The organism is Spirosoma aerolatum (genome assembly GCF_002056795.1).
Classification (GTDB): Bacteria; Bacteroidota; Bacteroidia; order Cytophagales; family Spirosomataceae; genus Spirosoma; species Spirosoma aerolatum.
Genome location: NZ_CP020104.1, coordinates 4597745 through 4623821, shown reverse-complemented (window position 1 = coordinate 4623821; position 26077 = coordinate 4597745). Strand labels below are relative to the sequence as shown.

Here is a 26077-nt window from a genome sequence, read left to right as displayed (position 1 = left end):
GTATGAAAACCCTTGTCGATCTTCTGCTTTTCTTTTCGGCCATCGGGTCGGTGTTTTTTGTAGCCGTACTGGCTAATGTCCCAACCCGCGTACGGATGGCGGTACTGACGATTCCCCCGTCGTTTTTTATGGCGTTTTTGCTGCATTTACGGTGGGCAAGGCATCTGGATTGGGGCCTGACGGCCGTGGGGCTGTCGATCATCGCATCGGCACTATTGGGCTTTCAGTTTATTCATGATACACCCCTTTCCAAAGAAGTGCGCAAGCAGCTACTCAAACGGTTCGGCATTATCTGCGGCCTGTCAGCCCTATCGGCTGGACTCGTTACGGCCCTGGTTGTCAATAGCCACAGCGAAGCCATCAGTCCGTCAGCGGGTACTATCACCGCGCCAAGCTCGCAAACGGTAACAGTCAGCGATTCGACAGCGCGCGCCATTCAGGGATTTAACCGCAACCGTGATGAAAAATAGAGTCCTGCATTACCTGATCCTGATGCTTGTGCTGTCAGCCTGTATTCTACTGTGTCAGCTAGGCAAAGCCCAAACCATGCCCCTTGTCCTGAATCCCGATCCGGCGTTCTGGCATGCTAAATACGAACAGCAGAAGTCCCGCGCTGACTCATTGGCCTATTGGGGTACGAAAGCGATTACCGGACTGGAAAAGCACTTACAGGCCGCTAACGATACGATCAAGAATCAGAATACAGTCATTGCTACGGTTGTGGGCGATCGCAATCAGGCTACCGATCGGGCCATCAAAGCAGAGAGTCAGGTAGCGAAGCTCGAAGCGGACAGACCAAAAACAAGGTTTGGGCGAATCTGGAAAGGATTCGTGACGGGGTTTAAAATCGCCCTGCCAGCCTATGGCGTCGGGTTTATTGTCGGTCGGTTTCGTTAATAATTAAATCGTTTCCAGTATGTCAAATCTCGCTCAGAACACCTCGTTAATCCCTAAAGTAGTTGAAGTCGCCAAACGCTTTATTGGCGAAAAAGAAACGGGCAATAATGCAGGCTTTGCCGATCTGGCCTTTCAGAAAGAAATGCAGACATCAGGGTTTATGCGCGGCATGAGCTGGTGTGCGCTGTTTGTTGAAACCGTTTTCCGGATTGCGCTACTGGAGGAAAAGCGGCCAGCCCTCTGGAAGAACATCGAAAACCTGTTTTCAGCCAGCGCGATTGAGACACTGACCCGCTTCAAGGAAAAAGGCTATACCGTCCGGCAAACTCCGCAGGTAGGCGATCTGGCCATCTGGCGACATGGCCCCGGTCCAGCTGGGCACATCGGCATCGTCGTCGATGCGGGAAACCAGAAGCTAAAAACGTTTACGACCATCGAGGGTAATACGAATCTGGCCGGTAGTCGGGAAGGAGATGGTGTATTCCTCAAAACACGCACGTATGGCTCACCAATCAGCAATAAGCCGGGCACATTCAATTTACTAGGCTTCGTTGCTCCTGTCAGTTAAGTAGAGTTAGTTTTTTCATGTAGAATAGATTATGGGTTTAAAAACAAAACAGCCTGATCTCGCTTGAGGTCAGGCTGTTTTTTGTCAATCACTCAGAAAAATATTCCCGGGATTGGGCAAAAAATATTCCTAGGCTTTATAGATCATCATTATAATCGTCGTCTGATTCCTGCAAAGGCTCGTTCTGAGCAGACCTTAGTGCCAACAATCGCTTTTCCATTTCGCGTAAATCCCACGCTTCAATGGGTTTGGTTTGCAGTCGTTCAGCCATCGCTGTTGCTACCTCTTCCGTAACTGGATTGATGGCATACACAGCAGACGGATTTACGATTCGACTGTAGGCTCCCTGGGTAGACGTTTCTGGGACATCGATACGAATAAAGTTGCCGCCAAGGTTGTATTCACTTACTTTGCCAGCCATGCGGTTATGTCCAAAAAGTTCGACAACAGCGTATAATTCGAGGGGTTGGGCTTGTTGGTTCATATAATCAGTTGGTTTATCACGTTTTTTGCAATTTTTCGCACGCTTTCGGAAATTATTCTCCCGATTCAGTATAAAGTGGATGACCCGGCCGTTTGACCAATATCCTACCTAACTCCATCATCGTTACTGCCTGAGCTCCTAATAAAATCGCTTTAGCCTTTTTGCTGGAGCATATATCGAAGTGCTCATTGTAGGTGCCTTTATCCTGAATCCATTTGCGATTGACGCCAATCTGATCAGCCATCGACAACAGTTCTTCCGATGTATCAGCAATCATGTGGCACATCTTCATGCCACGGTAAGGCGCATACATATTATCAATGTAGACCATGTTATCTCGGGGCATTCTTTAGAATATAGTAGCGCAGATAGGCAGGATAAGCTTTCGGGTGAAGCTGTTCAGGCGTTGGCGCATAAAACGAAACGTCGGAAGGGACGTCTACATCAAACACTCCTAACGCTCCCTTTACCGGAAACTTACGGGTGAGCCACCGAAGGTCTTCCAGGATCAACGCCCAAGCTCCGACATACACCTTGATACAAGCCTCATCCTCATGAGCCTCTGTCATAGGCATAATATCTACAACGTTTGCCACGCAGGCCGCTAGTCCAGCATTAGGCGTTCGACTGGATTTCGAGCCTGTAAAAAGGGTTTGGCCCCGATGGTTACGCATAATCCAGTTCTTTCGGCTTTCGATCGTTTTCAGCTTGTATTCGACTAGCGTTAACCACGGATGGGGATTGTGCGCGCTATCGTCCTGTAGGGTGATTGCTTTCATCGGAGTCGTAGTTGCCATTGGAAATTCCAGCCGTGTTTAGCCAGTACATATTTTTTGAAATCCCGAAACTGTTTGAGAGGGCTAAAGACCTGTATACGCCATTGCCAGAATCGCCATTTCGGATGCTGATACCATTTCCGGTTGACGCCTTTGTAGATTCTGAAAATCTTCTGCATTCGATGGATCATTTCTTCGTCGCTTACATCATCTGCGTAAGGACGATCATTGTATACGCCTACATGACAATCCTGCATCCAATGGCGAAGGTTATCGACTTCATTGGTAATCAGATCAGCCGCTTTGGCTTTCTCCTTTTTTGTCAAATGTGGGTAGCTCCAGTCAGTTGCGCCATCGGGCTCCTGATAATGCCAGATATCAATCAAGGGCATGACATGGTCATATTGAACAGTGGGTTTACCTTTCTTACGAAATCTGATCGCAAGACTAAAGGCTAGAATAGAGGAGTCTTTCATTGTCTGGTGTGGTTAGGCGTTAAAAAATGACAACAAATGCTCCTCGGGTATTTCGATACCCGCTTCGTCTTTCAGGTGCTCCAGAAACTCACTGATCAGGTTCATGTTGGTTTCGGTGCGCTGTTCAAGCTCTCTGACTTCCTGTTCTTCTGTATTAGTTGGTCGATTCTGACAGAGCATATTCAGGAATCGAATGGCCCCTTTGTTGCTGATGTCATGTATCTCAGCAGAGCCTACGGAGGGTATGCCGCTTTTAATGACCTCAGCATAACAGTCCTGCATGCAAACTGCAATGTTAGCCTGATAGGCATAAAACAAATCAGGGTCCTTTTTGAGGGCAGTTGTGAGGACATCAACTGCCTGTTTGGTTGTCATTTTCATCTCGTTTTTGATTTTAGAATTAGTGCTTTGGTACTTATGAACAAACCGAATCCCAAACTCAGGCGTATATATCACTAGCCTCCACCGATTGGGTCGTTTAAGGTTCGTCACCCGTAGGCTTAGGATTCGGTTGGTTCGTTAGGCAGGTTTACGCAGGTGGACCGCGCAGGTAGATAGGCATGGCTAAACGGGAAAATCTTGGATTTGCAGATGGTCAGGCCACTCACTCGCATGAATACCATGCCGCGATTTTAAACCAAGATGTTTGGAGAGGTGTGTACCAAGTTGCTTGACAAAAATGTGGGTGTATCGCTCCGATTGTACTTCCCGATTAGCCCACTCATAAGCACCAATGATGGTTTGTATCCACTCCTGTTCGCAGGGCCGGTAGCGGTATTTCCCGTTATCGTTGCCCGACTCCCCGCCGATGATGATCCAATCGACTTCGCCAACGAATCCACTGGTCAAAGGGCCAATCAGCGGCTCGAAACTGATAAATTTGATTTTAGCAGGTATCTCTTCCAGTACACCAATCCGGCTAACAGCATCCTGATTTTCGACCGTTACACCCAACCAGACGTTATCGTAGCCATCGCCCCAATCATTGGGTAAATGATCAGCAACCCGTTCAATGCGTTTGGTTAAAATCTGGTAGGTCAGATGCGGAGTCTGTTTGATAATTGCCCATAGCTCATCCCGCCAGGCGTCAGCCTCTTCAATGAAAAAGTCTGACCAGGAGCAGGTAAATACACGCATCGGCTCTTTAAAAGCCTTTTTGCGGAGCGGAGCATAAAATGTCGCGTCCGACGATCGGTGCACGCGCTTGGGGTCCTGCTTATGCATTTCCTTATCGCGGTACATATAACAGAACTTACAGCCTTCGGATACTTTTCGGCAACCCTGATGCGGGTTCCAGGTAGCATCAGTCCAGCCTATTGTAGTTTTTTCAGCCATTAGGGAATTATTTAAGAGATGGAAAAATTTCGTTGATGGCCTCGATGCGCTGCTGACGAATGTGCGGAGGCATATCATGTGGTAACCCTGCCTGATATTCAAGTTTCATCATCTTGAGTCGCTGGATGCCGAACGCGTCGATCATCCATTGCGCCAATTTTGAATAGTGTTTAGGCGCTACCACGGGCGTTTTGCTCTTTGCCATAATTCTTCGAAGCGGGTTAAGAATGGCTGAGCCCAAACGAGCCCAGCCATATCCGCACTACACTTCTAAAAATTCACTGTAAAGGACTAGCTGTCAACTGATTCGTTGACACTGGATTCAAAGTTCATTTCCAACTGGTTAATGTCGACGGAGGTATGGCCATCCTGCGCCAGATCCTCCATGCGCTGTTTAAAGTCAGTCTGCCAGTCTTCGGCAACCGGGTGCCAGACGCCCAGAATCGGCGATTTAACAACGCCGGTAATTGTGTGGGAACTGAGCCAGTTTTTCATATAAGCTTCGGCCCGTTTTTCCGCATCAACCACATCGGCAGCGGCAACCAGATGGAAGCTTGTCGTTTTCTTTTCGTCAATTGAATCTTCCGACACAACCGTCACTTTGTAGAAATCGCCACCAACGTAGGGCTCGTAGACATTTTCGAATTTGACCTGCGCGATCGATTTGACTTCGAATTCTTTCAGGCGATCTTCAACGATTTTGAAGATTTGCGCTTCGACATCCGTAAAACTGACCCCATCATGCAGAAACGATTCGTTGATGGTTTTCCATTTGCCCGTCGCATCCTGCGTACGGTAGCTGATTTTTGATTGGAACCAGAGCGGCATAATTGAAATGGATTTTAGAATTAGTGTTGAACTTGAATTATCGGTAACACCACGCCAGCCGCATCGCATCGCGGGTTTCAGGATTCGATTGACCCTTATAGCCTGTTTGACGAGCAATCATTTCGGCATCCCATTTGTGCATCGTCGGCTTAATGGGCCTTACTTCGTGATGGTTAGCTTGTAAAAAATTGAGCATACTTAGCCCTACGCCAGCGTTTAAGCCGACATCCCGGGCAACCTTTTCCCGAACTGCTGCAACGTATTTGGCCTTGACCGCTTCAGATGCATTTTTGAGATGCAGCGGAAGTTTGATAGCGTGATAGTTTACTTTCTCATTCAGCCAGCCGGCATCTAAAACGAACAGCGCTGAACCGGGTGCATAAGCCGTTGCCTTGTCGATGAATTTCCAGAACGGCAGCGGCAACACTTCGATGAATCGGTTCTGAGAACGTGACCAAACGGCCCATCCAGATTTGTCGATATCTGGATCAATGCCGATCACCAGATCAATGCGAAGGTTTAGAATCGGCAGTTGATTCGTTTTGAGGATAGGGGTTTTCATATGCGTAGGCTGGGGGCGTCAGGGCTAAACTCAATCAGGTTGAACATCTGAATCATCCGGTCGTACACCCGGCCATCATAGGAGCGCTGTATCTCTTCATCACTGGCATTGGTCGTCAGGTGGGTAAACGGACCACGAGCAACCCTGTAGCGGGTTTGCAGGATAATATCGAGTAGGTTAACTTTTGCCCCCATGTAGGTCGCTTCGCCTTCAGCGCCGAAATCGTCCAGATGCAAACCAAGATGTGAATGGCCGTAATATTTTGAGGCTGCCGGGCTGGGAATGAGGCCAGCATACCGATCGATCAGAACCGAACCGCCTTCGTCTTTTTTGCTGTAATCCGTCGCCAGGGCAATGCAGGAGACGGTCAGGAACGGTGCGTACGGATTTCGGGCAAACAAATCCAGCATATCCGATTTGCCAACGCCCCGTGGGCCGCACAAAAGAATACCTTTGTTGAGCGAAAATGAACCCGCTTCAACACCCATCAGCTCGCAGCCTTCCGTTTCAAACCGGGCATCACCCGTAAAGTATAGACACAGCGTCTGGTAGATGTGCCGATTCCACCTGGTTAGCGTAAACGGATTGCGCCAGAATTTCTCCCTGGCCATCTGCGCACCCCGCTTCTGAATTTCGGCCATTAACAGGTCGGGGCTATTGGGTACAAACGCATCGGCTTTGCGCTTTTCGGCGGCTTTCTGACCTTCCAGAATATAGTGTTTGGCTTTTTGGCCACTAACCAGCAGATGCGCCAGATTCTGAACTAACCAGTCCTGCTCTTCCTCTTCGGACAACTGAGGCCAGGCTGACGACGGATAGCCACTATTCGCCGGAAGCCTTACGGTTAAAACCCGTTCGGGTTGCTCCAGGGGTTTCGGCGGAAATGGGTATTCTTGGGCCGCTTGGCCGATGGCCGTTAACGTGGGTGTTTTTCGTGTTTCCATTGCGTTGCTTGAACTTTTCAGGGAAGAGGCCTTGGTAGCCGTTTGAGATTGAGTTGTTGATGCAGGCGGTTAATTCGGATTCGGTCAGCGGAGATAGTTCGTTGATCTGCGCTTGAATGCTGTCGGCGCGCAATTTTTTTTTGAATACCTTGGGGTTTTGGCGAAAGGGTAGCCATCGGTTCTGGTAAAGCTCAATCATGGCCGTTGTCCAGTCTGGCGGGAACGACGCGTATATTTTTTTTTGTTCAGCGGCTAGCCATTTTTGATGATCTGAAAAACTAATTTTTAAAACCGACCAATACGAGGTCGGCGCATTTGCGCCACTGACTGTATATTTTTTTTCTATTTTACTTTCACCTTTATTTTCATCTTTATTTTCAGTCCTTATATATGGCTCTGTAAAATCTTTGAAGAGGGTCTGTAAGATTTTTACATAGGGTCTGTAAGAATCTTGAAGAGGGTCTGTAAGAATTTTATATAGGCTCTGTAAAACTTTTACAGTGAGTTTACTTGACTTCTGCCACCCCTCTGTAAGATTTTTACATAGGGTCTGTAATAGTTTTAAAGAGGGGTACATAATCCGTTTATTACCTTCCTCTTTACCAGCTTCAATGATGATGTAGCCTTTTTCTTTTAGGTGTTTAAGTGTCTGACTGACGGTGGTAGTCGTTAGCCGTGTTTGACTAGCCAGATGGTCATTTTGTGCCCGGCAAACCCCAACGCGGGAAAGCATGACGACCTGAGCCGCCAATACTTTCTCGGTGAGATTTAAATCGGTTATGGCCAAAATTTCGGCTGGCAACCAAATGCCGGTAAATTCATTCATGATTCAGATACTGAATTGTCACGGAACTCATTAAAGCTCTTGTAGGATTCGTCGATCGACGGGTCCGAGTCAATCCGTGGTTGTTGCTCTTCTTTGATTTCTTCCACGGTGTTGCGTATACGCTCAGGCAGATGGCCAACTAGTTCGCGCAAGAAATGGCGGGTTACCGTTAATTCCTGAGGATTTCCTGAGTTACTCTTAGTCCATCCAGACGTAGGTGACTCTTCAAAGTGAAGGCCATCATATCGGAATTGATAGGTATAAAGCGATATGCGGGTAATGTGATCAAGGAGAAAAACAAAATCAGAATCAAGATCAATCGAGCTACCAATCAGATGAATTCGAATATTGAATTCGTTTCTTTTTGTGTTGAATTTTGGTAAAATCAACTTCTTAAAGCCTGTACAATAACGGCATACTTGAAGTAGCGCATCAATTCCAATCTTGTCTCGTTTCAGCTCGTAGATGTCAATCGTAAAATGGCGAGTCATTATGTAATCATTAGAAAAAATATCAATAGGCTCCCATCCACGGCCCTCATAGGTCACCGTTATTAAATCCGCTATTCCATAGCTTCCCAAATTCACCTGACGATAGGCTTTCCCTGTTATCATTAAGCCGCGTTCCTGTAAAAAATCAAGACCTTCCTTCGTTTTACAGGCATCGTAAATCATGTCTTCAAGGTCTTTTTCAACTAATTCCATGAGTGTTTTTCGGGGTTTGGTGAAGCCCACAATATCATGTGTCAAAAGCTTATTTTCAAGGCCAAAACGGGCCAATCGCAGCGGCTACAGCACCCAGCGCAAACAGCACGAGCACCGGCCAGAAAACAGGTTGATTGCGTCGGTTACACATGGCCTAACAGCTGCAGGTGTAGCGAACAAATCCAGTGCATCGCGTAGCCGATCGTAGCCAGACAGCATACAATCGCTATCCATTCAGAGATGGTGTAGGTTGATTTGTGCATGGCCTTAAAAAGGGGTGTTGCGTGAGGGTGAATTATAGTCCCAGCCGGGCCCTTCTTTCAGCAGGCTGATGCGGTAAGACAGACCAGCCAGTACGTCGTGATAGGCGTAACAGTGATCGAGCGTCTGCTGATCAGCCGTAATCGTTTTCAGAAGCGCCAGTTCGAGCCGAAACCGAAAGAACGCCCACAGGATGCGCGTGTGGTGTACCTGTCGAAAATTCTCCTGGTAGTAGGTTTCGGCGGCCCGTCGCACGTAGGCCAGCAGCTCAAATCCGCGCATTTGCTCCTGTTGTTGCAGCAGGTAAAACGCAATGAGCCAGACCTCCAGATCGTACTGAATGCGTTCGACATCGCCCATGTACTGGACAGGAAGTTCATCCCAAAGGATTTCCAAGAACGCATGCGCTTCGCGGTGGGCGAGTTGGTGACGGAGCTTAGACACGGCTCACCTCCTTTTGGTTGACAGCGAGCCAGTGACGTTCCAGATTCCAGAAAACGGCCTGTAAGTGATGGACTGAGCGAATAGCTATATCGAATCTACGTTCAGATGCATCAGTAAACACGAAGTAGTCAGACGTTTGGGCCCAGTTAATTGAGCAGGCTGTGTAAGATTCGTCACTGTCTTCATATCCACCTTCCAGTTCGAACCGGTTGTCACAATCAACGAACCCCAGATTTTCCAACCATTCAGGCGTGATTGGTATGGGTTGGAAATTGCTGTAACTGAAATAGCCGTAGGTTTCAGGTTTACCAACCTCCTGACCTGCCAGACACTTACCAATACCTTTTACTTCGATAATGCGTCCGTCAAAATGCTTTACGTAACTCCCTACGCACAAGTCCTTTGGATCAATAGTTGTCTGGCTCATTGGGCAGGTGCGCTAATAATCAGACCTAACCGCACCAGACCAAATCCTAACAGCACGACCAGAAACCCTAGTATCTGATCACGTTTCGCGCTGTACCAGCGAATGATTCGGCGCTGGAGCCAGAATAGACGCTCACTTTTCAAATCATCCCGCAGGTAGCGGTAGGCTTCGGGTAAAAACGCCAGTACCATAATCGTGCAGACGATCAGCGAGCCATAGAGTAAAACAAAGCCTAGTGTCATGCCAGTGTGGAAGTTTGAGGGACATCAACTTGAATCAACTCTTTCGCACTGATGGCAACCTGAATTCGGGTTGGGTTTGCGCCCCAATACGGAGCAAAACGAGCCATCGAAAAGCCTTCCAGCTTTACCTCTTTGCCATTGTAGATGTAGAGATTCGCATTGCCATAGGCCTCAACCGTCGCATTGCCATAGGCCCGAACCGTCGCATTGCCATAGGCCTCAACCGTCGCATTGCCATAGGCCCGAACCGTCGCATTGCCATAGGCCTCAACCGTCGCATTGCCATAGGCCTCAACCGTCGCATTGCCATAGGCCTCAACCGTCGCATTGCCATAGGCCTCAACCGTCGCATTGCCATAGGCCTCAACCGTCGCATTGCCATAGGCCCGAACCGTCGCATTGCCATAGGCCCGAACCGTCGCATTGCCATAGGCCTCAACCGTCGCATTGCCATAGGCCTCAACCGTCGCATTGCCATAGGCCTCAACCGTCGCATTGCCATAGGCCTCAACCGTCGCATTGCCATAGGCCTCAACCGTCGCATTGCCATAGGCCCGAACCGTCGCATTGCCATCGACCTGGTGGAACCCAGAAATGTAAATTCCAGCAGCAATCAGATCCGCTTCGGGAAATAGTTTCAGTGTATCCAGATCGATTACTTTATAGGCTATACACCAATTAAAATTGTCTTTTATGACGGACAGCAATCCGGCGTCAGTCGTTGAGCGAAGTGCTTTGGCGTATTCGCCTGAGCAAGCCTGAGCGGACTTGGCTCGTGAGGTAATCAGGTCTTTGCGCTCTTGAAATGTGTTCATTGCAGTAGAGGGAGGGTCTATGGTTAGGAAAAGACGTTGTTTTCGATGGACCGTACTTCGTTCATCACACTGTAGGCGATCTGCTCAATTGTCATCTCGTCATGAACAGGCACCCAGATTCGTTGCTTTACATCCCCAGTATCAGGATACTTACCATCTTCATCGCGGTCTATCGCCCCATTGTAGACGGCCGTGCGCACGTTGAATTCCAGGCACCGACAGCCGTGTTTGCGGTTATCGTCGTGAAACTCGATCGACTTGCAGTAGGGACCTGCGAGCGTTTCGACCAGGTACTCGAGTTCGGAAAAATCCTGATCCGCATCAATGTCAGCCAGCGTCAAGGGTTTGTTGTTGCGGTAATGATCGACCATTTGAAGGGTCGGAGTGGCTAGTTTTTGCATACCTTTACAGCTTATTTTAGAATTAGTGTTTACAGGCAGGGCGGCAGTTGCTCCCTGCCTGTTTTGTTTTTAGAATTAGTGTTTACAGGCTGCCCCGATGTGCGCTTAGGTAGCCAGACCAGGGACTTTGAAGGAGATTTTAGAATTAGTGCACTTATGGCCGGGCCGCCGGAGCGGTTAGGCTGTTATTCGTTTGATTGCGGAAACGACTCGCTTGTCAGCGGAGGCTGGACTAACCAGTGTCGATTCGATGTATTTTCTCAGGGCGTCAGCGGCAAACAGCGGCTTTTTGCCTTCGTATCGGTAGATGAGTTTTCCCATACGCATTAGCCGGTGCAACGTCGATTCTGAGCAGTTGAGGGCCTGCATTGCCTGACGACGGTCCATCCATTCGCCCCCTACGCCAATCAGGTAAGCAACTTGTCGGGTTAGGTCGGCTACCTGCTGTTGCAGGGCTTCGAATTCTTCGTAGCTGGGAACGTTCATGGCAGATTAGGCGGGATTAAGATCAGCGATTCGATTTTTCAGAATCGATTCAGCAACGAGTTTGCTGGCTTTTGTACAGGCGAGTTCACATTCGGCATTACCGCGTAAATCGTGCTGCTCAATCTTTTCCTCTGCCAGCAGTTCAGCAAACCGCACGGCTCCCAGTTCGACTTTATTCAGATTGTCACGAACACTGGCTTTATCGGGGAGTCCCTTTTTATGACGAACCACTTCGGTCGTGCCGCCAAACAGAGGTGTATAAATTGCATTGGTGCAGTTGCGGAACCCTTCCCGTTCAACGCCATGCTTGGACAGGGTAGCCGTGAAGGATTTGCGCTGGGCCACTCCCTGAATCCGCTCTTCAATCCACTTGTCTGATTTACCCTGTTTCTTCCAGCCACGAACAGCGCGCTCAGTACCCCGCTGGAGAGCGAGTTCAGGATTACGCTCTTCTTCGAGTCGTTCCAGAAACGCCTGATTGACTAAGACAGCCAATTCGGGGCTCAGGTACTGAGCATATTCAAGTGCGATTTGCTCAATTGCCCAGGTACCGCCGTGTTTGCCTCGCTTGGATTTTAATTGTGATTCAGGGTCACATTTAAGGATTCTGGCTGAAGCTTTAATGTAAGCCTTTGTTTCATCCTGCTTTTGCCACTGAGCCGGCGCCTTGTTTTCATCGCTGCCAGCAAGCCGCCAAAGGTCGGTCAGGCTATAGAAACCATCCGCATCCCGACGAACGGCGCTTTCATGTCCATTGAATCGAATGAGTGATTTCATGGACTTAGGCGGCTAATGGTTTTGCATATGGGTCATATGACTCCATCCACTCCACTTCAGTTTCCGAAACTAGATTGTAACCACCTGTCTTATTTCGGAACGTTCCCTCGCTAATACCATGAGCCTCACAGAACTTTTGCTTTACTGTTTGGCGCTGAGTGAAGCTTAACCGCTCATAGGCTATTTTAAACCGTGCGCTTAACTCCTTCGACCGCTTGCTTAAATGTTTCGCTTTACTTATCATTGTGTTGCATAGGTTTGCTATGAATTGTCACTCAACTTCATTAGAAAGCCATGTACAAATGTAAGTCATTTGACCTGAAACAAGCAAGTATTTTGACCGAAATTATTTTGGAAAAGGATAAAAATGACCTGCCGATAAGCGAAAAGTCGCTTCGGTTAATTGAATTGAGGCAGTCATTAGACCTTGAGGTGCCGCAAATGGCTGCTAGACTTGAAATGAATGACTCGAATTACAGGAAGTTAGAAAACGGTAAAAGGCCAATAGGGAAGCATCTATCCAAGTTAATAGTTGAGTCATTTGACCTGTCGAAGATTTGGTTTGAGACCGGCCAAGGTGAAATGTTTGCACCTAAAGGTGAAGTAGAGCTTGAATTTATTGATGATGACGAATATGAGAGTGCCATCCTGCCGTACTATCCAATACCATTAGAAGGAAATTTTAACGAAATGTCTGACCCGGAATCGAATTATGGGAAGGCAGAGAAGATCAAAGTGATAATTAGGAGAGGGGAGAATGTTGAGCGAAATGTTGTCTTTCAAGTCAGAGGACAAAGTATGTATCCAAAGTATTCAGAAGGAACGAAAGTCAGGTGCAAGCTTGTGAATCCAGCCGACTGGGAGTACTTATCGTCGGGGGTTTATGCGATTAGTTACAACGATTCTTTTGTTGTGAAGCGGGTTAAGGACAATGACCTATTGACTAGAGGCCTATTGGTTCTTCATTCGGATAACTCGGATTATGGCAGTACACCCGTTCCGATTGATCAAATCCATCACATATGGCGAGTGATACGTATAGTTGATTCGCCTGCTGATTAACCAAGATCAAACATCCGCACCATGAAACACCTATTTACCTTTCTCTTTGCTATAGCTATATCTAGCCAGGCTATTGGTCAGACGAATTATGTTGCCACGTCACCCTTATCTGCAACACCTTCTGCATTCAATACGATAGTAGGGCCAGGGGCTGGAGCTTCTATTACTACAGGTGCATTTAGTAGCTTTTTAGGTTATCAGGCTGGTAAAAATAATTCTAGCGGAGAATCTAATACTTTTATTGGCTTTACGGCTGGAGAGGCTAATACGACGGGAACAGCCAATACATTTTTAGGAAGGTCAGCGGGGAGTCTAAATATCAACGGTTCTTACAATGTCTTTTTAGGTCTTAATGCAGGAGCAAATAATAGAACAGGATCAAATAATACGATAGTCGGAATTGATGCTGGTTACACAAATTCGTCTGGTTCCTATAATACGTTTCTAGGAGATTTTGCAGGCTTTTCAAATACATCAGGTGGAGGAAATGTTTTTATTGGCTCAGCAGCTGGAAAATATAATGTTGAAGGTATAGGAAATGTATTTACAGGATATCAATCTGGCATATACAATACAAAAGGAAGCTACAATACCTTTAATGGATACAGTTCAGGCTTGTATAATACTACTGGTAGTTCTAATGTGTTCGTTGGATATAGCACTGGTAACGATAATAAAATAGGCGAAAGGAATGTTTTTACGGGTAGCAATTCAGGTATACGAAATACTACAGGTTCAAACAATGTCTTTTCTGGATATTTATCTGGTGCCGGAAATATAACTGGCAGTAATAATGTGTTTCTAGGAGATTCAAGTGGCTTCTTTAATAATGGTGGTAACAATAATATTTACATTGGATCTAACGCTGCATATAATTTAAATTCAGGATCAAATAATATTATTGTTGGCCCTAATTCGGGTACAGCCATTACCACTAGCGACGACAATGTTCTGATGGGGTATAACTCCCAGGCTGAAGACGGGCTTCAAAACGCCATCGCCATCGGTTCCAATAGCCGGGTAGCTGTCAGTAACGCTATGATCTTAGGCAACGGAGTGAATGTGGGTATCGGCACCTCAGCACCAACCAGCCGACTTCACATCCGGGCTGATCAGGCAGATCAATCTGGTATACGATTGGAACAACTCACCAGCGATAGTCCAGTGTCTGGTGCTTCTGATCAGTTTCTAACGGTCGACGACCAGGGTAATGTGGTTAAAGCCCGGTACCAGCTCCGCGTACAGGATCCGTCCCAATGGAGTGATAAAGTCTTTAGGCCGGACTACTCACTTCAATCACTTCCAGCCGTTGAAGCCTACATTCAGCAAAATGGTCATTTGCCCGATGTACCCTCAGCTGACGAGGTGGCTGCTAAAGGGGTTGATCTGGTCAAAATGAATGCGCTACTCCTTCAAAAAATTGAAGAACTAACGATGTATAGTATTCAGCAACAGAAGGAAATTGAAGCCTTAAAGCATCTGATTAGAAGGGTCACAAAAAAGCACAAACAAAGGCAATGATCTTAACTTCAAATGCCGTTTGTGACAAAACGACTACACGAAATAAGGGAGTTTTTGAAATTTACAATACACCTATTTTTAGCCACACACTATATGACAGTTTACGAACAACTTTCATTTGCGACAATTAAAATTAATTGTGTGCGTCATAACGGTTCAACAAGTTCAGGTACAGGTTTTTTCTTTAATATTCAAAGAAATGGAGATATATCATTGCCTATAATTATTACTAATAAGCATGTTATTCGAGATGCCGCTGTAGGGACATTGAATTTTACCACAAGAAATGCTGATGGCACTCCTAATCTTACCAATCATTACCCGATAATTATACAAGGTTTTGAACAAGGCTGGACTCTGCATCCAGATCCGGATGTTGATCTTTGCGCATTTCCATTGGCTCCAATGGTAAACCTAGCTAAAGGAAAAGGGGTTGATATTTTTTATATCGCAGTAGGTAAAGAAATATTACCTACACAAGAGCAACTGGCCCAACTGGATATGCTTGAGGATGTTATTATGGTTGGGTACCCAAATGGTTTTTCTGACACCACAAATAACAAACCAATATTTAGACGAGGGATAACAGCGACGAGTATCAAATTAAATTATTGCGGCAAGCCGGAGTTTTTAATAGACTCAGCAGTTTTTCCGGGTTCAAGCGGTTCGCCTGTGTTTATTGCTAATAGTGGTAGTTACACAAGTGGGAATAATATTGTTCTTGGGTCTAGAATTTTATTGGTCGGTGTCGCTTATGCTGTCTACCAACACAATGCTATGGGGCAAATTATCCAAACTGCTATAAATCAAATAAACTTAAGTGTTATTACTGGTGTGCCGAATCATATTGGAATCATCATTAGATATGATAAGATTCTTGACTTTGAGAAATTCTTCAGTCTTGATGTTTAAAATAGCCCCCAAACTACGTAACCCATCATCAACAATTTCTGGATTGCCAATTTCGTGATCAATTGCCACGGTTAACCGTTTGCCAGAAAGACCCTTTAACTGATTGATCTTATCCATAGCCTTTCGTTTTGGTAAGAACGTAAATGTAGTCATTTTGATTTCATTGTCAAGCCAATGCCTTATCGCCTAAAATTGCTTCGGAGAAAAGTCCACTACGAAGCGCTCATTTCGGCCAACATGCTGGAAGTGAAGTTTCGAACCCAGCAAAAACAGGATTTTACGGCCGTATCCGATATGTACACATCAGGCATGGCCTACAAAGCAGCCCATCTGGAAGTCAGTAATTTACTCAACAAATAGGAATGGGAGCGACAACGTTAGCCGTTCGGCTCAAGCCTGAACCCAACCGGGATGGTGAGCATGTGATTCGAATCCGCATTACCCGTGACCGATCGGCCAGCTTTTGGGCGTTAAATATGGCCGTAGCCGAAAAGCATTTCGACGAAAAGGGAAATAAGGAACGGGCTAACTGGATCCGCAAATCATACCGGGACTATAAACTTTATAACGAGCGCATCCGGGAGGCTTACCTGAAAGCTGAACAGGCCGTTGCTTTTTTTGATAAACGAGATAGCGAATATTCCGCAATGGATGTCCGCAATTATCTGGAGATTGGCGGGTTCCCTGACAGACTTTTGCCCTTTTTTGCCGACCATATTGCCCACCGTCGCCGGGTATCTGGCGAGAATCTGGGAAAGATTCAAACGGCAGATACCTATGAGGCTACCTTAAAAGTACTTAGGCTCTACGCACGTGAGCTCTACTCAATTCATAAATCAACGCCCAATGAAGAGGTCGACGCCCGTAGCTGGATGCTGGGCAAGCTGACTAAAAAAGATATTCTGGACCTGAAGGCCTGGCTTCAGAAGCATTACGCCCAGAACTCGGTCAATACCTACCTGACCAAGCTTCGCCATGTTCTGTTTCAGGCAGCCGAAGTGGGGTTAGTGAGTTACGATAAGTTTCCGATGCGGGGGGTATCGATCGTGTCGACCAGAAAGAAGGTGGATCGCTTACAGCAGGACGAAATTGACCAGCTGGCCAGCGAGCCTGCACCCAAAAAGCATACGGGCGGTAGACGGGCCATTACGGAGGTGAGTCACGCTCAGCCGCTAGCCCTGGCCATGTATTTTGCTCATGGTGCCAGGTTAGGCGATGCGATTTTGTGGCGGGTCGAAAACTACGTGATTGAAGGCGATCAGCACCGACTCAAGTACACGACCACAAAAAGCAAAAAATCGTTGAGTGTGCTGCTCGATGAACAGGCCATTGAGCTACTGAAACCCTACTTAACTGACGAAAAAGAGAAGCCAAAGCCACCCAAAGCATTTCTGTTTCCGTATCTTCCCGATGATTTTGATAAACTATCGACCGCAGATCAGTACATTCATCTGCGCAGAGCCAAAATGCGCGCCCGTCAGCAGATTGGTAAACTGGGTCAGCGCGTTGGGTTGACCAAAAAGGTAACTCCGCACGTGATGCGGCACAGTTTTGCCGATATGATGCGCCGGTCAGGAGTGCAGCTGGAGACCCGTCAGGAGGCTTTAGGGCATTCGGACATTAAAACGACCCGGAATTATGAAGAACAGTTTGACCAGGAGGCCGTCGACAGGGTGAGTTCACTTTTTAAACGAACGACCAAATCAGGACAACAATAGGACAACAGATGTAACAGGAAGAGGCAGTAAGGGACAGTCAGCGGCTAGGTTGTCGCATTAATTGACAGTAAATAACTTCCTAAAACTGCTAGCTTATTTGTTCCTATCGAGAAATTTACTATCTTTGCGGCTCAATTCGCAAATACTTATCTGGCGATTATATACAGTCATGAGCGACTTAATCAAATTAGTGGAGGCAGACAACGCGCAGCGTCGCACCGAGTTGCCCACATTCCGGGCGGGTGATACGGTGAACGTACACGTTAAAATCCGCGAAGGAAATAAAGAACGTATTCAGGTATTTACGGGAACGGTTATTCAACGCCGGAACCCAAGCACGGGTGGTGAAACCTTCACTGTCCGTAAAGTATCGAATGGCGTAGGCGTTGAGCGTATTTTCCCATTGCTGTCGCCCAATATCGACAAAATCGAAGTGGTTCGGTTGGGTAAAGTTCGTCGGGCACGGTTGTTCTATCTTCGTGGTCGCCAAGGTAAGGCGGCTCGTGTGAAAGAGCGCAAGCCTAAAGCAGTGGCAGCTTAATTTCCTGTTTTGTTTGCCTAAAAGATCAAAAGCTGCCTGAAAAGGTAGCTTTTTTTATTATCTCATAGCTTAATGCCATGACTTTCGACTTTTATAAATACCAGGGCACCGGAAACGATTTTGTAATGATCGACGACCGTAGCCAGACCTTTCCGGCTTCCGATCAGGCTCTGCTAGAACGCATTTGCCACCGTCGGTTTGGGGTGGGGGCGGATGGACTTATTCTGCTCCAGAATGACCCTAATTACGATTTTCGGATGGTTTATTTCAATGCCGATGGTGCCGAAGGCAGTATGTGCGGAAATGGGGGCCGATGTATTGTCCGGTTTGCACACGATCTTGGCCTGTTTGAGAAGGAAACCCGCTTTATGGCTGTCGATGGTGAACATACTGCCGTAGTCAGTGATGACGAGATTTTTCTGAAAATGAGTAATGTGTCGGGCATAGAAAATCGGGGCGGATTAACGTTCCTGAACACGGGATCTCCACATGTCGTTCAGTTTGTTGATGATCTGGAATCGCTGGATGTTGTGGCGGAAGGGCGTGCTATTCGGTACGGTGCTCGTTTTCAGCCCGGTGGAACGAATGTCAATTTCGCCCAGCTAATTGATGAACACACGTTGTATGTCAGAACGTATGAGCGAGGTGTAGAGGATGAAACGTATTCATGCGGAACGGGTGTCACGGCTGTAGCTCTGGTTGCGTATCAGCAGTTGGGTATGGTCGAGCCAGTGTCGATCCGGACGATGGGAGGGAACCTCCGGGTTTCGTTCGATCCTACGAGTAAGGAACAGTTTGAGAATATCTATCTGATTGGGCCTGCCAAACGGGTATTTACTGGGCTGATAACTGTTTAGGGGTATACGTAGTTAAGTAAGATACCGATCTGAACAGTATGTATTTACTACCGAATGATTCATTATAAAAACAAAGGATTACTCTCTTCCATCTGGCATTTTCATACGGGCCCTACAGCCAAAGCCCTGCTTCGCCGACTTGTAGTAGTCGCTATCTACGTGACCATCGTTACGATTGGCGAGATGCATTACACGGACTTAATTTTAAAAGACACCCCAGGGCCGTTTCTGAGTGCCATGGGAATTCTGCTGAGTTTGCTACTGATTTTTCGGACCAATACGGCCTACGATCGGTTTTACGAAGGGCGGCAAGCTTGGGGTACTTTGGTGAACAACTGCCGAAATCTGGCTATCTTTTTTAATGCGGTTTTGCCAGAGGGAGATTCAGGCAGTCGTGCCTTCTTTGCTAAAGCGATTTCCAACTTTCCATTTGCCCTCAAAAATCACTTGCGGGATAGCTCTGGAATTGATGAGCTGGATATGGTCGAAGAAGGCGAGCGACGGGATCTGCGCAACTTCGATCATAAACCGGCGGGTGTTTCCAATCAGCTTTGGGTCAAAACGGAAATACTGTATCGGGAAGGATATTTGTCGGAGTCGCAGCATATTAATGTGAACCAGCATTTGACTACTTTGATGGATGTTTGTGGGATTTGTGAGCGGATCAAAAGCACACCGATTCCATTCTCTTATATGCTGTTTATCAAGCTGTTTATCATGCTCTATGTACTGTTGCTGCCGTTTACTGTCGTTTCTGTATATGGCTATCTGACTATTCCAGCTGTACTACTCACGTCGTATATTCTGGTTGGTCTGGAGATGATTGGTGAAGAGATTGAAGAACCGTTTGGTTTGGAACGTAATGACCTTCCCTTGAATCAGTTAAGCCAACTGATTCGGGTAAATGTACACGATATTCTACAGATTCATCTGCCGCACGTTGAAAAGCAGGCTGCCAGGCCCGGATTCACCATTATGACATAAGGGAGTATGATTTAGGGAATAGAACACGCAGTCTTTTTTAATCATACATCTTCAATAATTCCGCCGTGCAGATGATAAATCGTTTTGAGCTGAAACTCAGGTTGTCGTAGTAAATCTTTGGCCGCTACACGACTTCGTACCCCGTTTGTACACATCACAATGATGGTATCGTAGGGGAGTAGCTCAGACTTGCGTTGGCGTATGTCCGGTAAAGGAATGTTTAGCCCACCTAGGTTGAATTCGTCGAACTCCCACTCATCACGGACATCCACTACGGCTGTATTAGGCTGCTGACGTACTCGTTCAAGTTCGGCTAACGTAATGTCGGTGTATGAATGTGTAAGCATATACGCGCATAACATCCAATTCCTGCGAGCTGTTCCGAAGGCATTCTAAAGTTTCTTTATCAATAAAATGTGTATTTCGCTCACTTTATAGCGATTTCCCCATCCACATTCCAGATCAACTTGCTTTCCTGTTTCGATAAAGCGGACAATGGCCGTACGCTCCGACGGTTTTGGGTGCGCAGGGAGCTCATTCAGGGCTAGTTCGAAAATGGGTCGCGTAGCCAAACTTGGTTTAAACAAATTCGCTGTTGACTGGGAAGAATTGCTATAAATCCGAATGTGGCTGTCACAACCGTCGACAAAAAGCTGGTTCTCGTAAAGATCGGCAGTTTCAACGCGTTGAACCCCTTCTGGAATATTATCCGAATGACAGCCGATCAAAACGAATGCAATTAGTAGGCAAAATAGTTTCATGGCCGAGGTTTATTTGTGAAATAGACTCCAGTAAACGACGAATCGTTGGAAGGAAATGACTATCAATAAGGAAAAATCTGTCAATCTGTCAGATTACTCCATACTGGAACAGGATTTGAGAAAAGGGAGCTAGATTATAAGACTATACTCATAGCTAACTATCTATTTATGGAAGCCGTACAGAATGAAAAAGGGCAGATCTCGATTCATACAGAGAACATCTTCCCGATCATCAAAAAATTCCTTTATTCCGACCACGAAATTTTTCTGCGCGAGCTAGTTTCCAACGCCGTTGATGCTACTCAAAAACTACGTCAGTTGTCGTCATTTGGTGAGTTCGGTGGCGAACTCGGCGATTTGAAGGTGACGGTATCGCTGGATGAAGACGCTAAAACAATTACCGTTAGTGATAATGGTATCGGTATGACGGCCGATGAAATCAAAAAATATATTAACCAGATCGCTTTCTCTGGCGCAACGGATTTTCTGGAAAAATATAAAGATAAAACAGACGATAAGGGGCAAATTATCGGCCATTTCGGGCTTGGCTTTTACTCGGCCTTTATGGTGGCAGAGAAAGTTGAAATCATTACCAAATCCTATCGGGATGGTGCTGAAGCCGCTCGTTGGGTGTGTGACGGGTCAACCGAGTTTGAATTGACACCCGCCGAACGCACCGAACGTGGAACGGATATTATTCTGCACATTGCTCCCGATTCGGAAGAATTTTTGGCTAAAGGACGGTTGCAGGGAATTCTGGATAAATATGCCCGGTTCCTGCCGGTTCCCGTTGAGTTCGATGGCAAAGTCGTGAACAATACGTCGCCAATCTGGACAAAATCGCCTTCTGAACTCACCGACGAGGATTATAAATCGTTCTATCGGGAGTTGTACCCGATGAGCGAAGAACCCCTGTTCTGGATTCATTTGAACGTCGATTATCCGTTCAACCTGACGGGCATTCTGTACTTCCCCCGGATTAAGAACGAACTGCGTTTCCAGCGCGAAAAGATCCAGCTTTATAGCCGTCAGGTATTCATTACCGACGAGGTTAAGGACGTTGTGCCCGACTTCCTGATGATGCTTCACGGGGTTATCGATTCGCCCGACATTCCGCTCAACGTTTCCCGGAGCTTCCTGCAGGCCGATGCCAATGTGAAGAAAATTAATGGCTATATCACCCGTAAAGTCGCTGATAAGCTGAATGAACTGTTCAACGCGGACCGAAAAGCCTTCGAGGAAAAATTCGATGACATCGGCCTGTTTATTAAATACGGCATTCTGAGCGATGACAAATTCTGGGAAAAAGCTAAATCGTTCGTTCTGCTGAAGAACACGGAAGGAGCGTATGCTACACTGGATGAGTATCGGGAGAAAATTCAGGCCAATCAGACCGACAAAAACGAAACGCTGGTGATGCTATATACAACCGATGTCAAGCAGCAACATGCGTACATTGAGTCGGCTACGCGTCGGGGCTATGATGTGCTGAGAATGGATAACGTGATCGATGCGCACTTCATCAATGCGCTGGAGCAAAAACTCGAAAAAGTTCACTTCCAACGGGTAGATGCCGATACACTCGATAAACTGATTGATAAGGGCCTGAACAACGAGAGCGTTCTGTCGGAAGCTGATAGCACCAAACTGAAAGAAGTGTTCGATACCGTGTTAGACAATAAAATGCTCAATGTGAGTGTGGAAGCCCAGCCCGTCGACGAACTGCCGGTTACGATCACTTTCCCTGAATTTATGCGTCGTATGAAAGATATGGCGGCTCTATCGGGCGAACAGTCATTCTACGGAAATCTGCCTGTAACGTACAATGTCGTCGTCAACGCCAATCACCCGATTACGGCCAGAATCCTGGCTGAAACGGATGCGGATGCGCAAAAAGCGCTGGTGAAACAAGTGTATGATCTGGCGCTACTGTCGCAAAATATGCTTTCTGGGGCTGATCTGACCGCGTTTGTAAAACGCACAGTAGCTGGGTTATAAGGCTATAGGTAAAGTATATGGCGGGCCGATGCGACATTACAGCGCATCGGCCCGCTGTTTATACTCGCCCGTTGCTGCTACGAGGTATCTTGGTGATTGGATTGCTTCCCTGTTTAGCTGGGCGGGTGAACCATATTTTACGACGGGCGGTTAAACGTCCGAGTACAAATAGGAGCAGTAAACCAATCAGTACGATGGCAATGAGTGGCAGAAAGATCGTAACTAAAGATAGCCCTACAGAGGCTACGTTTTCGCCCGTAGCTACAACTGGATTGGCCACTCCGCCCGTAGTAGCTGTTGAACCAAGGCGTAACAGGCTGGTTCCTGCCTGAATAATACCTGCTGAACTGCCGCCGAGCATCAGCCCAAGTCCCCAATGCAGAATGGGATTATCGATATGCAGGAACGATGTACTGAGCAACGTTCCTGCAATAATCGATGTGGGTGTGGACAGCGTATCTAGCGCGTTGTCTAGCCAGGGAATATAATAAGCTCCCACTTCAACTGCTGTGGCTACCGTTAGTCCTAAAAGAGCGGGCCACTGGCCTATCCATTCGAAGCCATGAACGGGACCAATAAACCCCAGTTTTGTACCAATGCTGGCAATTAGTAGCGGCACAAAAACCCGAAAACCGCAGCAAGCCGCTAAACCAACGCCAATACAGGCGCTCATGATCCATTCGAGGGACATAAGGATGGAAAACCTTTATGTAAAAAACTGTGGACTAAAATTCATTAAAAAAGCCTCATCCGTTGCTCGTGTCAACCCGGTGTAAAGCCAGCGCACAAATTCGTCGTTGACCTGCCCATCGGGCAGGAAACCCTGATCGATAAATATGGCGCTCCACTGACCACCCTGTGCTTTATGACAGGTAAGCGCGTAGGCAAACTTTACCTGGAGAGCATTCAGATAAGGGTCTCGACGAATGGCTTCCGTTCGCTCCTTTTTGCTTTTAATATAGAAGTAGTCTTTCATGACACTTTCATACAAGCCCTTATACTGGTCGGAGATTAGCGATGGCGATGGCGAGTACAACGTATCAAGGATGATTTTGGCTTCAAAATCAGGCTGATCGTCATAGTCAACCATGCGTAGAGTAACCGTGGCGAACCGGAAACCATGCATTTCTTCTTTATTCCGAATCTTCTGTACTTCTACAAACTCACCATTGGCCAGAAACCCAGCGGGCGAGTCTTCATCCAGAATGGTGTAGTTGTTTCGGGCAATCATAAGCATATCACCGGCATCCAGCTCTTCTTCGCATTGGTCGATCATCCGTCTTACAAACTGATTGTACTGGACGGCTGTTTTGTTCGATCGACAAATAATGGCGGTATTTTCGCGCCCATACTTATCATAAGCGTATCGGATGCCATCTTCCAGCTTGGTAAGGGGCATTCTGTAGATGTCGTTAAACGGCTGGACAACCAGCCGTATGGCTGGAGTTTCCGACGCAGAACTTACCGGCTTATCACTTAATAAAGCATCGAATCCAACCCCCTTTGGCGTGGAGGAAGGAGAGCCGTCAAGAAGCATTCGCAGATTGGTGGCGTTGTAGAGAATGCCTGATTCTTCATCCTGCCGCATCACTTCCGTTAATTCCTGGTCATAAACCGTCATGTCGAACGAACTGGCGAGAAAGCCACGGTCAAGAGCAGGGCTTAATTCCTGCCCAATAGGAGGTAACTGAGCCGTATCGCCAACCAGCATAAGCTTATTGCCGGGGCTCTCAAAAACAAAATCGATCAGATCGGTCAGAAGACCTTTTCCGCCAAATTCAGCTTCATCAGAAATCATGGAGGCCTCATCAACAATAAAAAGCGTGTCTTCGTGATAGTTTTTCTGCCGTTGAAAGGCCAGGACACCTGATCCAGGATCAGCCACCTGACGGTAAATTTTCCGATGGATGGTTTGGGCTGGTTTCTTGGCGTAATTAGTCATCACTTTAGCCGCCCGTCCTGTAGGGGCTAATAAGACAGATTTATAGCCAAATCGGGGAAGTACTTTGATGAGTGTTCCAACCAGCGTTGTCTTACCTGTACCGGCATAACCACGGAGCAGAAAACAGTCTCGATAATGTTCGTATTCTTCGCGGGTGATGAACGCGCCAATCTGATCAAAAAACTGAATCTGGCCAGCGGTGGGCTTAAAAGGGAAACGTTTAGCCAGTAACTGAGCGGCTGTTTGGGTTTCGTTCATGCTTCTAAGTTACAAAAAAAGGAGGAAAGACGAAAGGGGTATCGCAGCAGAAAATCAGAGATAAATCAGGGCCAGCGTAACTGAATTTTATCATTTTTTAATTCTTTCTTCCTTTCGCTTTCATCCCTAACTCCTTTTTTTTATCTTCACCCACCACTAAATCCTTCTAACTCAAATGAAAATACGTCAAATTCTTCAGGGCAAATCGATTAATGCCCTCTATTCCGTTTCATCGGATCAAACTGTACTCACAGCACTGGAGCTAATGGCTGATAAGAACATTGGGGCGGTGTTAGTGGTAGACAAGGGAGCATTGACCGGAATCTTCTCTGAACGGGATTATGCTCGGAAAATCGTCCTGAAGGGGCGCCATTCGGATGATACTAAAATTGCTGATGTCATGACGGCCAATGTCATAACCATTGCACCGGATCAAAGTCTGGAAGAGTGTATGCGCATTATGTCGGATAAGCATATTCGTCACCTGCCCGTAATGGATAAAGGGGAACTGGTAGGCATTATTTCGATCAATGACGTAGTAACGGCCATTATTCGGGATCAGAAGACACGGATCGATTCCCTCGAAAGCTATATATCGGGAACGTATTAACGAGTAGGAGTGAGTAGGTAGGCGTGAGAATGGCTGAAGCAGGATAACTGCGACTGGAAGGATTCTAACTGGCAGCTACTCGCTCCTACTACTTAAAATTTTCTACCTTTGCGTCCCCAAACGATGAACAATGCATGACAGAGGTAGATTGGCCCCGTCAGGAGGTACAAAAGTTATATGGACATCGGATTCGAGTTCGGGTTTGTGGGTTGTGTCGCGAAGGAAACCAGTTGCTGATGGTTCGTCACCGGGGTCTCGGCCCAACCAATACGTTCTGGAGCCCTCCGGGTGGAGGCATACAATTCAGCGAAAGGGCCCCTGATGCATTGGTTCGGGAGTTTAGGGAAGAAACGGGACTCGCTGTTGACATTGGCGGCATGCTCTTTGTTAGTGAATTTGTTCAACCACCTCTTCACGCTCTGGAGTTATTTTTTGCCGTTAAAATCAAAAGTGGTGACCTGAAGCTGGGTTATGACCCCGAAATGAGTCAAGATAATCAGCTTATTGAAGAAGTGAAATGGATGCATTTTGATGACATAAAGCGGTACCCGGTTCAGGAAGTACATCACGTGTTTCAACATTGTCAATCACTTGACGAGATGTTCCAATTGAGAGGGTACGTGCCGTGAAGGTAAATACAACTGGTTATTAGTTGATTGA

General features: G+C 46.8%; 37 protein-coding genes. 14 read left to right on the top strand and 23 right to left on the bottom strand.

The window, feature by feature from the left end; translation table 11 throughout:
* The first annotated feature begins 2 nt into the window (after positions 1 to 2).
* Genes B5M13_RS19025 through B5M13_RS19015 form a run of 3 tightly spaced genes read left to right on the top strand, consistent with a single transcriptional unit; the run spans position 3 to position 1465 of the window.
* A complete protein-coding gene (locus tag B5M13_RS19025) occupies positions 3 to 470 on the top strand; it encodes a hypothetical protein (RefSeq protein WP_080057168.1) in 468 nt (155 codons plus the stop codon).
* Positions 460 to 897 carry a hypothetical protein gene (locus B5M13_RS19020; RefSeq protein ID WP_080057167.1) on the top strand — a complete coding sequence of 146 codons (438 nt, stop codon included), beginning with the start codon at positions 460 to 462 and terminating at the stop codon, positions 895 to 897. Before B5M13_RS19025 ends, B5M13_RS19020 begins: the two co-directional genes overlap by 11 nt.
* A gap of 19 nt (positions 898 to 916) precedes the next feature.
* Positions 917 to 1465, top strand: a complete 549-nt coding sequence (locus B5M13_RS19015; RefSeq protein ID WP_080057166.1) for a CHAP domain-containing protein — start codon at positions 917 to 919, stop codon at positions 1463 to 1465.
* 136 nt (positions 1466 to 1601) lie between these two features.
* Here the strand turns inward: B5M13_RS19015 and B5M13_RS19010 are convergent, their stop codons facing one another.
* From B5M13_RS19010 to B5M13_RS18925, 19 genes are all read right to left on the bottom strand, one after another.
* Entirely contained in the window at positions 1602 to 1949 is a 348-nt protein-coding gene (locus B5M13_RS19010) for a hypothetical protein (RefSeq protein ID WP_080057165.1), read from the bottom strand.
* 52 nt (positions 1950 to 2001) lie between these two features.
* Positions 2002 to 2295 (bottom strand): DUF4031 domain-containing protein, encoded by a 294-nt coding sequence (locus B5M13_RS19005; protein WP_218919450.1) that lies wholly within the window; start codon positions 2293 to 2295, stop codon positions 2002 to 2004.
* Complete coding sequence (locus B5M13_RS19000; RefSeq protein WP_155297290.1) at positions 2282 to 2746, bottom strand: hypothetical protein; 465 nt, start codon at positions 2744 to 2746, stop codon at positions 2282 to 2284. Before B5M13_RS19000 ends, B5M13_RS19005 begins: the two co-directional genes overlap by 14 nt.
* Entirely contained in the window at positions 2725 to 3201 is a 477-nt protein-coding gene (locus B5M13_RS18995) for a hypothetical protein (RefSeq protein ID WP_080057162.1), read from the bottom strand. The genes B5M13_RS19000 and B5M13_RS18995 overlap by 22 nt, the downstream gene beginning before the upstream one ends.
* A gap of 12 nt (positions 3202 to 3213) precedes the next feature.
* Positions 3214 to 3582 (bottom strand): hypothetical protein, encoded by a 369-nt coding sequence (locus B5M13_RS18990; protein WP_080057161.1) that lies wholly within the window; start codon positions 3580 to 3582, stop codon positions 3214 to 3216.
* 183 nt (positions 3583 to 3765) lie between these two features.
* On the bottom strand, positions 3766 to 4536 hold the full coding sequence (locus tag B5M13_RS18985; RefSeq protein WP_170061154.1) for a DUF5131 family protein: 771 nt from the start codon (positions 4534 to 4536) through the stop codon (positions 3766 to 3768).
* Between the two features lie 7 nt (positions 4537 to 4543).
* The gene (locus B5M13_RS33490) at positions 4544 to 4741 is read right to left on the bottom strand and encodes a hypothetical protein (RefSeq protein ID WP_155297289.1); all 198 of its coding nucleotides are present in this window, start codon (positions 4739 to 4741) and stop codon (positions 4544 to 4546) included.
* A gap of 86 nt (positions 4742 to 4827) precedes the next feature.
* On the bottom strand, positions 4828 to 5364 hold the full coding sequence (locus B5M13_RS18980; protein ID WP_170061153.1) for a DUF4494 family protein: 537 nt from the start codon (positions 5362 to 5364) through the stop codon (positions 4828 to 4830).
* Between the two features lie 37 nt (positions 5365 to 5401).
* Positions 5402 to 5926 (bottom strand): hypothetical protein, encoded by a 525-nt coding sequence (locus tag B5M13_RS18975; RefSeq protein WP_080057158.1) that lies wholly within the window; start codon positions 5924 to 5926, stop codon positions 5402 to 5404.
* On the bottom strand, positions 5923 to 6720 hold the full coding sequence (locus tag B5M13_RS18970) for a P-loop NTPase family protein (protein WP_080057157.1): 798 nt from the start codon (positions 6718 to 6720) through the stop codon (positions 5923 to 5925). Before B5M13_RS18970 ends, B5M13_RS18975 begins: the two co-directional genes overlap by 4 nt.
* A 28-nt stretch (positions 6721 to 6748) precedes the next feature.
* Positions 6749 to 7696, bottom strand: a complete 948-nt coding sequence (locus B5M13_RS18965; protein WP_080057156.1) for a hypothetical protein — start codon at positions 7694 to 7696, stop codon at positions 6749 to 6751.
* Entirely contained in the window at positions 7693 to 8400 is a 708-nt protein-coding gene (locus tag B5M13_RS18960) for a hypothetical protein (protein ID WP_155297288.1), read from the bottom strand. Before B5M13_RS18960 ends, B5M13_RS18965 begins: the two co-directional genes overlap by 4 nt.
* Before the next feature lie 267 nt (positions 8401 to 8667).
* Positions 8668 to 9105, bottom strand: a complete 438-nt coding sequence (locus B5M13_RS18955; protein WP_155297287.1) for a hypothetical protein — start codon at positions 9103 to 9105, stop codon at positions 8668 to 8670.
* Entirely contained in the window at positions 9098 to 9532 is a 435-nt protein-coding gene (locus B5M13_RS18950) for a hypothetical protein (RefSeq protein ID WP_080057153.1), read from the bottom strand. The genes B5M13_RS18955 and B5M13_RS18950 overlap by 8 nt, the downstream gene beginning before the upstream one ends.
* Complete coding sequence (locus tag B5M13_RS18945) at positions 9529 to 9774, bottom strand: hypothetical protein (protein WP_080057152.1); 246 nt, start codon at positions 9772 to 9774, stop codon at positions 9529 to 9531. Before B5M13_RS18945 ends, B5M13_RS18950 begins: the two co-directional genes overlap by 4 nt.
* Positions 9771 to 10589 (bottom strand): hypothetical protein, encoded by an 819-nt coding sequence (locus B5M13_RS34730; RefSeq protein ID WP_245859392.1) that lies wholly within the window; start codon positions 10587 to 10589, stop codon positions 9771 to 9773. The genes B5M13_RS18945 and B5M13_RS34730 overlap by 4 nt, the downstream gene beginning before the upstream one ends.
* Before the next feature lie 23 nt (positions 10590 to 10612).
* Positions 10613 to 10990, bottom strand: a complete 378-nt coding sequence (locus tag B5M13_RS18935) for a hypothetical protein (protein ID WP_080057151.1) — start codon at positions 10988 to 10990, stop codon at positions 10613 to 10615.
* Between the two features lie 177 nt (positions 10991 to 11167).
* On the bottom strand, positions 11168 to 11476 hold the full coding sequence (locus B5M13_RS18930) for a helix-turn-helix domain-containing protein (protein WP_080057150.1): 309 nt from the start codon (positions 11474 to 11476) through the stop codon (positions 11168 to 11170).
* A 6-nt stretch (positions 11477 to 11482) separates the two neighbouring features.
* Positions 11483 to 12253 (bottom strand): KilA-N domain-containing protein, encoded by a 771-nt coding sequence (locus B5M13_RS18925; protein WP_080057149.1) that lies wholly within the window; start codon positions 12251 to 12253, stop codon positions 11483 to 11485.
* A gap of 336 nt (positions 12254 to 12589) precedes the next feature.
* On the opposite strand from B5M13_RS18925, the gene B5M13_RS18915 reads away from it, so the two are divergent.
* From B5M13_RS18915 to B5M13_RS18880, 8 genes are all read left to right on the top strand, one after another.
* Positions 12590 to 13315: a S24 family peptidase gene (locus tag B5M13_RS18915; RefSeq protein WP_155297286.1), complete on the top strand. Its 726-nt coding sequence runs from the start codon at positions 12590 to 12592 to the stop codon at positions 13313 to 13315.
* Positions 13316 to 13336: 21 nt separating this feature from the next.
* Positions 13337 to 14836, top strand: coding sequence for an autotransporter outer membrane beta-barrel domain-containing protein (locus tag B5M13_RS18910; protein WP_080057146.1), 1500 nt, complete (start codon positions 13337 to 13339; stop codon positions 14834 to 14836).
* Positions 14837 to 14929: 93 nt separating this feature from the next.
* Positions 14930 to 15748, top strand: a complete 819-nt coding sequence (locus B5M13_RS18905) for a S1 family peptidase (RefSeq protein WP_170061152.1) — start codon at positions 14930 to 14932, stop codon at positions 15746 to 15748.
* Between the two features lie 174 nt (positions 15749 to 15922).
* Positions 15923 to 16108, top strand: a complete 186-nt coding sequence (locus B5M13_RS18900; RefSeq protein ID WP_080057144.1) for a hypothetical protein — start codon at positions 15923 to 15925, stop codon at positions 16106 to 16108.
* A gap of 2 nt (positions 16109 to 16110) precedes the next feature.
* Positions 16111 to 17466: a tyrosine-type recombinase/integrase gene (locus B5M13_RS18895; protein ID WP_080057143.1), complete on the top strand. Its 1356-nt coding sequence runs from the start codon at positions 16111 to 16113 to the stop codon at positions 17464 to 17466.
* A 169-nt stretch (positions 17467 to 17635) separates the two neighbouring features.
* Positions 17636 to 18007, top strand: a complete 372-nt coding sequence (rplS, locus tag B5M13_RS18890; protein ID WP_080057142.1) for a 50S ribosomal protein L19 — start codon at positions 17636 to 17638, stop codon at positions 18005 to 18007.
* Between the two features lie 77 nt (positions 18008 to 18084).
* Positions 18085 to 18864, top strand: a complete 780-nt coding sequence (dapF, locus tag B5M13_RS18885; RefSeq protein WP_080057141.1) for a diaminopimelate epimerase — start codon at positions 18085 to 18087, stop codon at positions 18862 to 18864.
* Between the two features lie 54 nt (positions 18865 to 18918).
* The gene (locus tag B5M13_RS18880) at positions 18919 to 19848 is read left to right on the top strand and encodes a bestrophin family protein (protein WP_080057140.1); all 930 of its coding nucleotides are present in this window, start codon (positions 18919 to 18921) and stop codon (positions 19846 to 19848) included.
* Positions 19849 to 19889: 41 nt separating this feature from the next.
* On the opposite strand, the gene B5M13_RS18875 is transcribed toward B5M13_RS18880, so the two are convergent.
* Together B5M13_RS18875 and B5M13_RS18870 are read right to left on the bottom strand one after the other, a co-directional pair.
* Positions 19890 to 20195, bottom strand: a complete 306-nt coding sequence (locus B5M13_RS18875; RefSeq protein ID WP_080057139.1) for a rhodanese-like domain-containing protein — start codon at positions 20193 to 20195, stop codon at positions 19890 to 19892.
* A 45-nt stretch (positions 20196 to 20240) separates the two neighbouring features.
* Positions 20241 to 20609: a hypothetical protein gene (locus B5M13_RS18870; protein ID WP_080057138.1), complete on the bottom strand. Its 369-nt coding sequence runs from the start codon at positions 20607 to 20609 to the stop codon at positions 20241 to 20243.
* 168 nt (positions 20610 to 20777) lie between these two features.
* On the opposite strand from B5M13_RS18870, the gene htpG reads away from it, so the two are divergent.
* The gene (gene htpG / locus B5M13_RS18865) at positions 20778 to 22607 is read left to right on the top strand and encodes a molecular chaperone HtpG (protein WP_080057137.1); all 1830 of its coding nucleotides are present in this window, start codon (positions 20778 to 20780) and stop codon (positions 22605 to 22607) included.
* Positions 22608 to 22665: 58 nt separating this feature from the next.
* On the opposite strand, the gene B5M13_RS18860 is transcribed toward htpG, so the two are convergent.
* Together B5M13_RS18860 and B5M13_RS18855 are read right to left on the bottom strand one after the other, a co-directional pair.
* Positions 22666 to 23298 carry a DUF4126 domain-containing protein gene (locus tag B5M13_RS18860; RefSeq protein WP_080057136.1) on the bottom strand — a complete coding sequence of 211 codons (633 nt, stop codon included), beginning with the start codon at positions 23296 to 23298 and terminating at the stop codon, positions 22666 to 22668.
* 15 nt (positions 23299 to 23313) lie between these two features.
* Complete coding sequence (locus B5M13_RS18855; protein ID WP_080057135.1) at positions 23314 to 24807, bottom strand: ATP-dependent DNA helicase; 1494 nt, start codon at positions 24805 to 24807, stop codon at positions 23314 to 23316.
* A gap of 175 nt (positions 24808 to 24982) precedes the next feature.
* On the opposite strand from B5M13_RS18855, the gene B5M13_RS18850 reads away from it, so the two are divergent.
* The gene (locus tag B5M13_RS18850; RefSeq protein ID WP_080057134.1) at positions 24983 to 25417 is read left to right on the top strand and encodes a CBS domain-containing protein; all 435 of its coding nucleotides are present in this window, start codon (positions 24983 to 24985) and stop codon (positions 25415 to 25417) included.
* Between the two features lie 134 nt (positions 25418 to 25551).
* Positions 25552 to 26046, top strand: coding sequence for an NUDIX domain-containing protein (locus B5M13_RS18845; protein WP_080057133.1), 495 nt, complete (start codon positions 25552 to 25554; stop codon positions 26044 to 26046).
* The last annotated feature ends 31 nt before the right edge of the window (positions 26047 to 26077 follow it).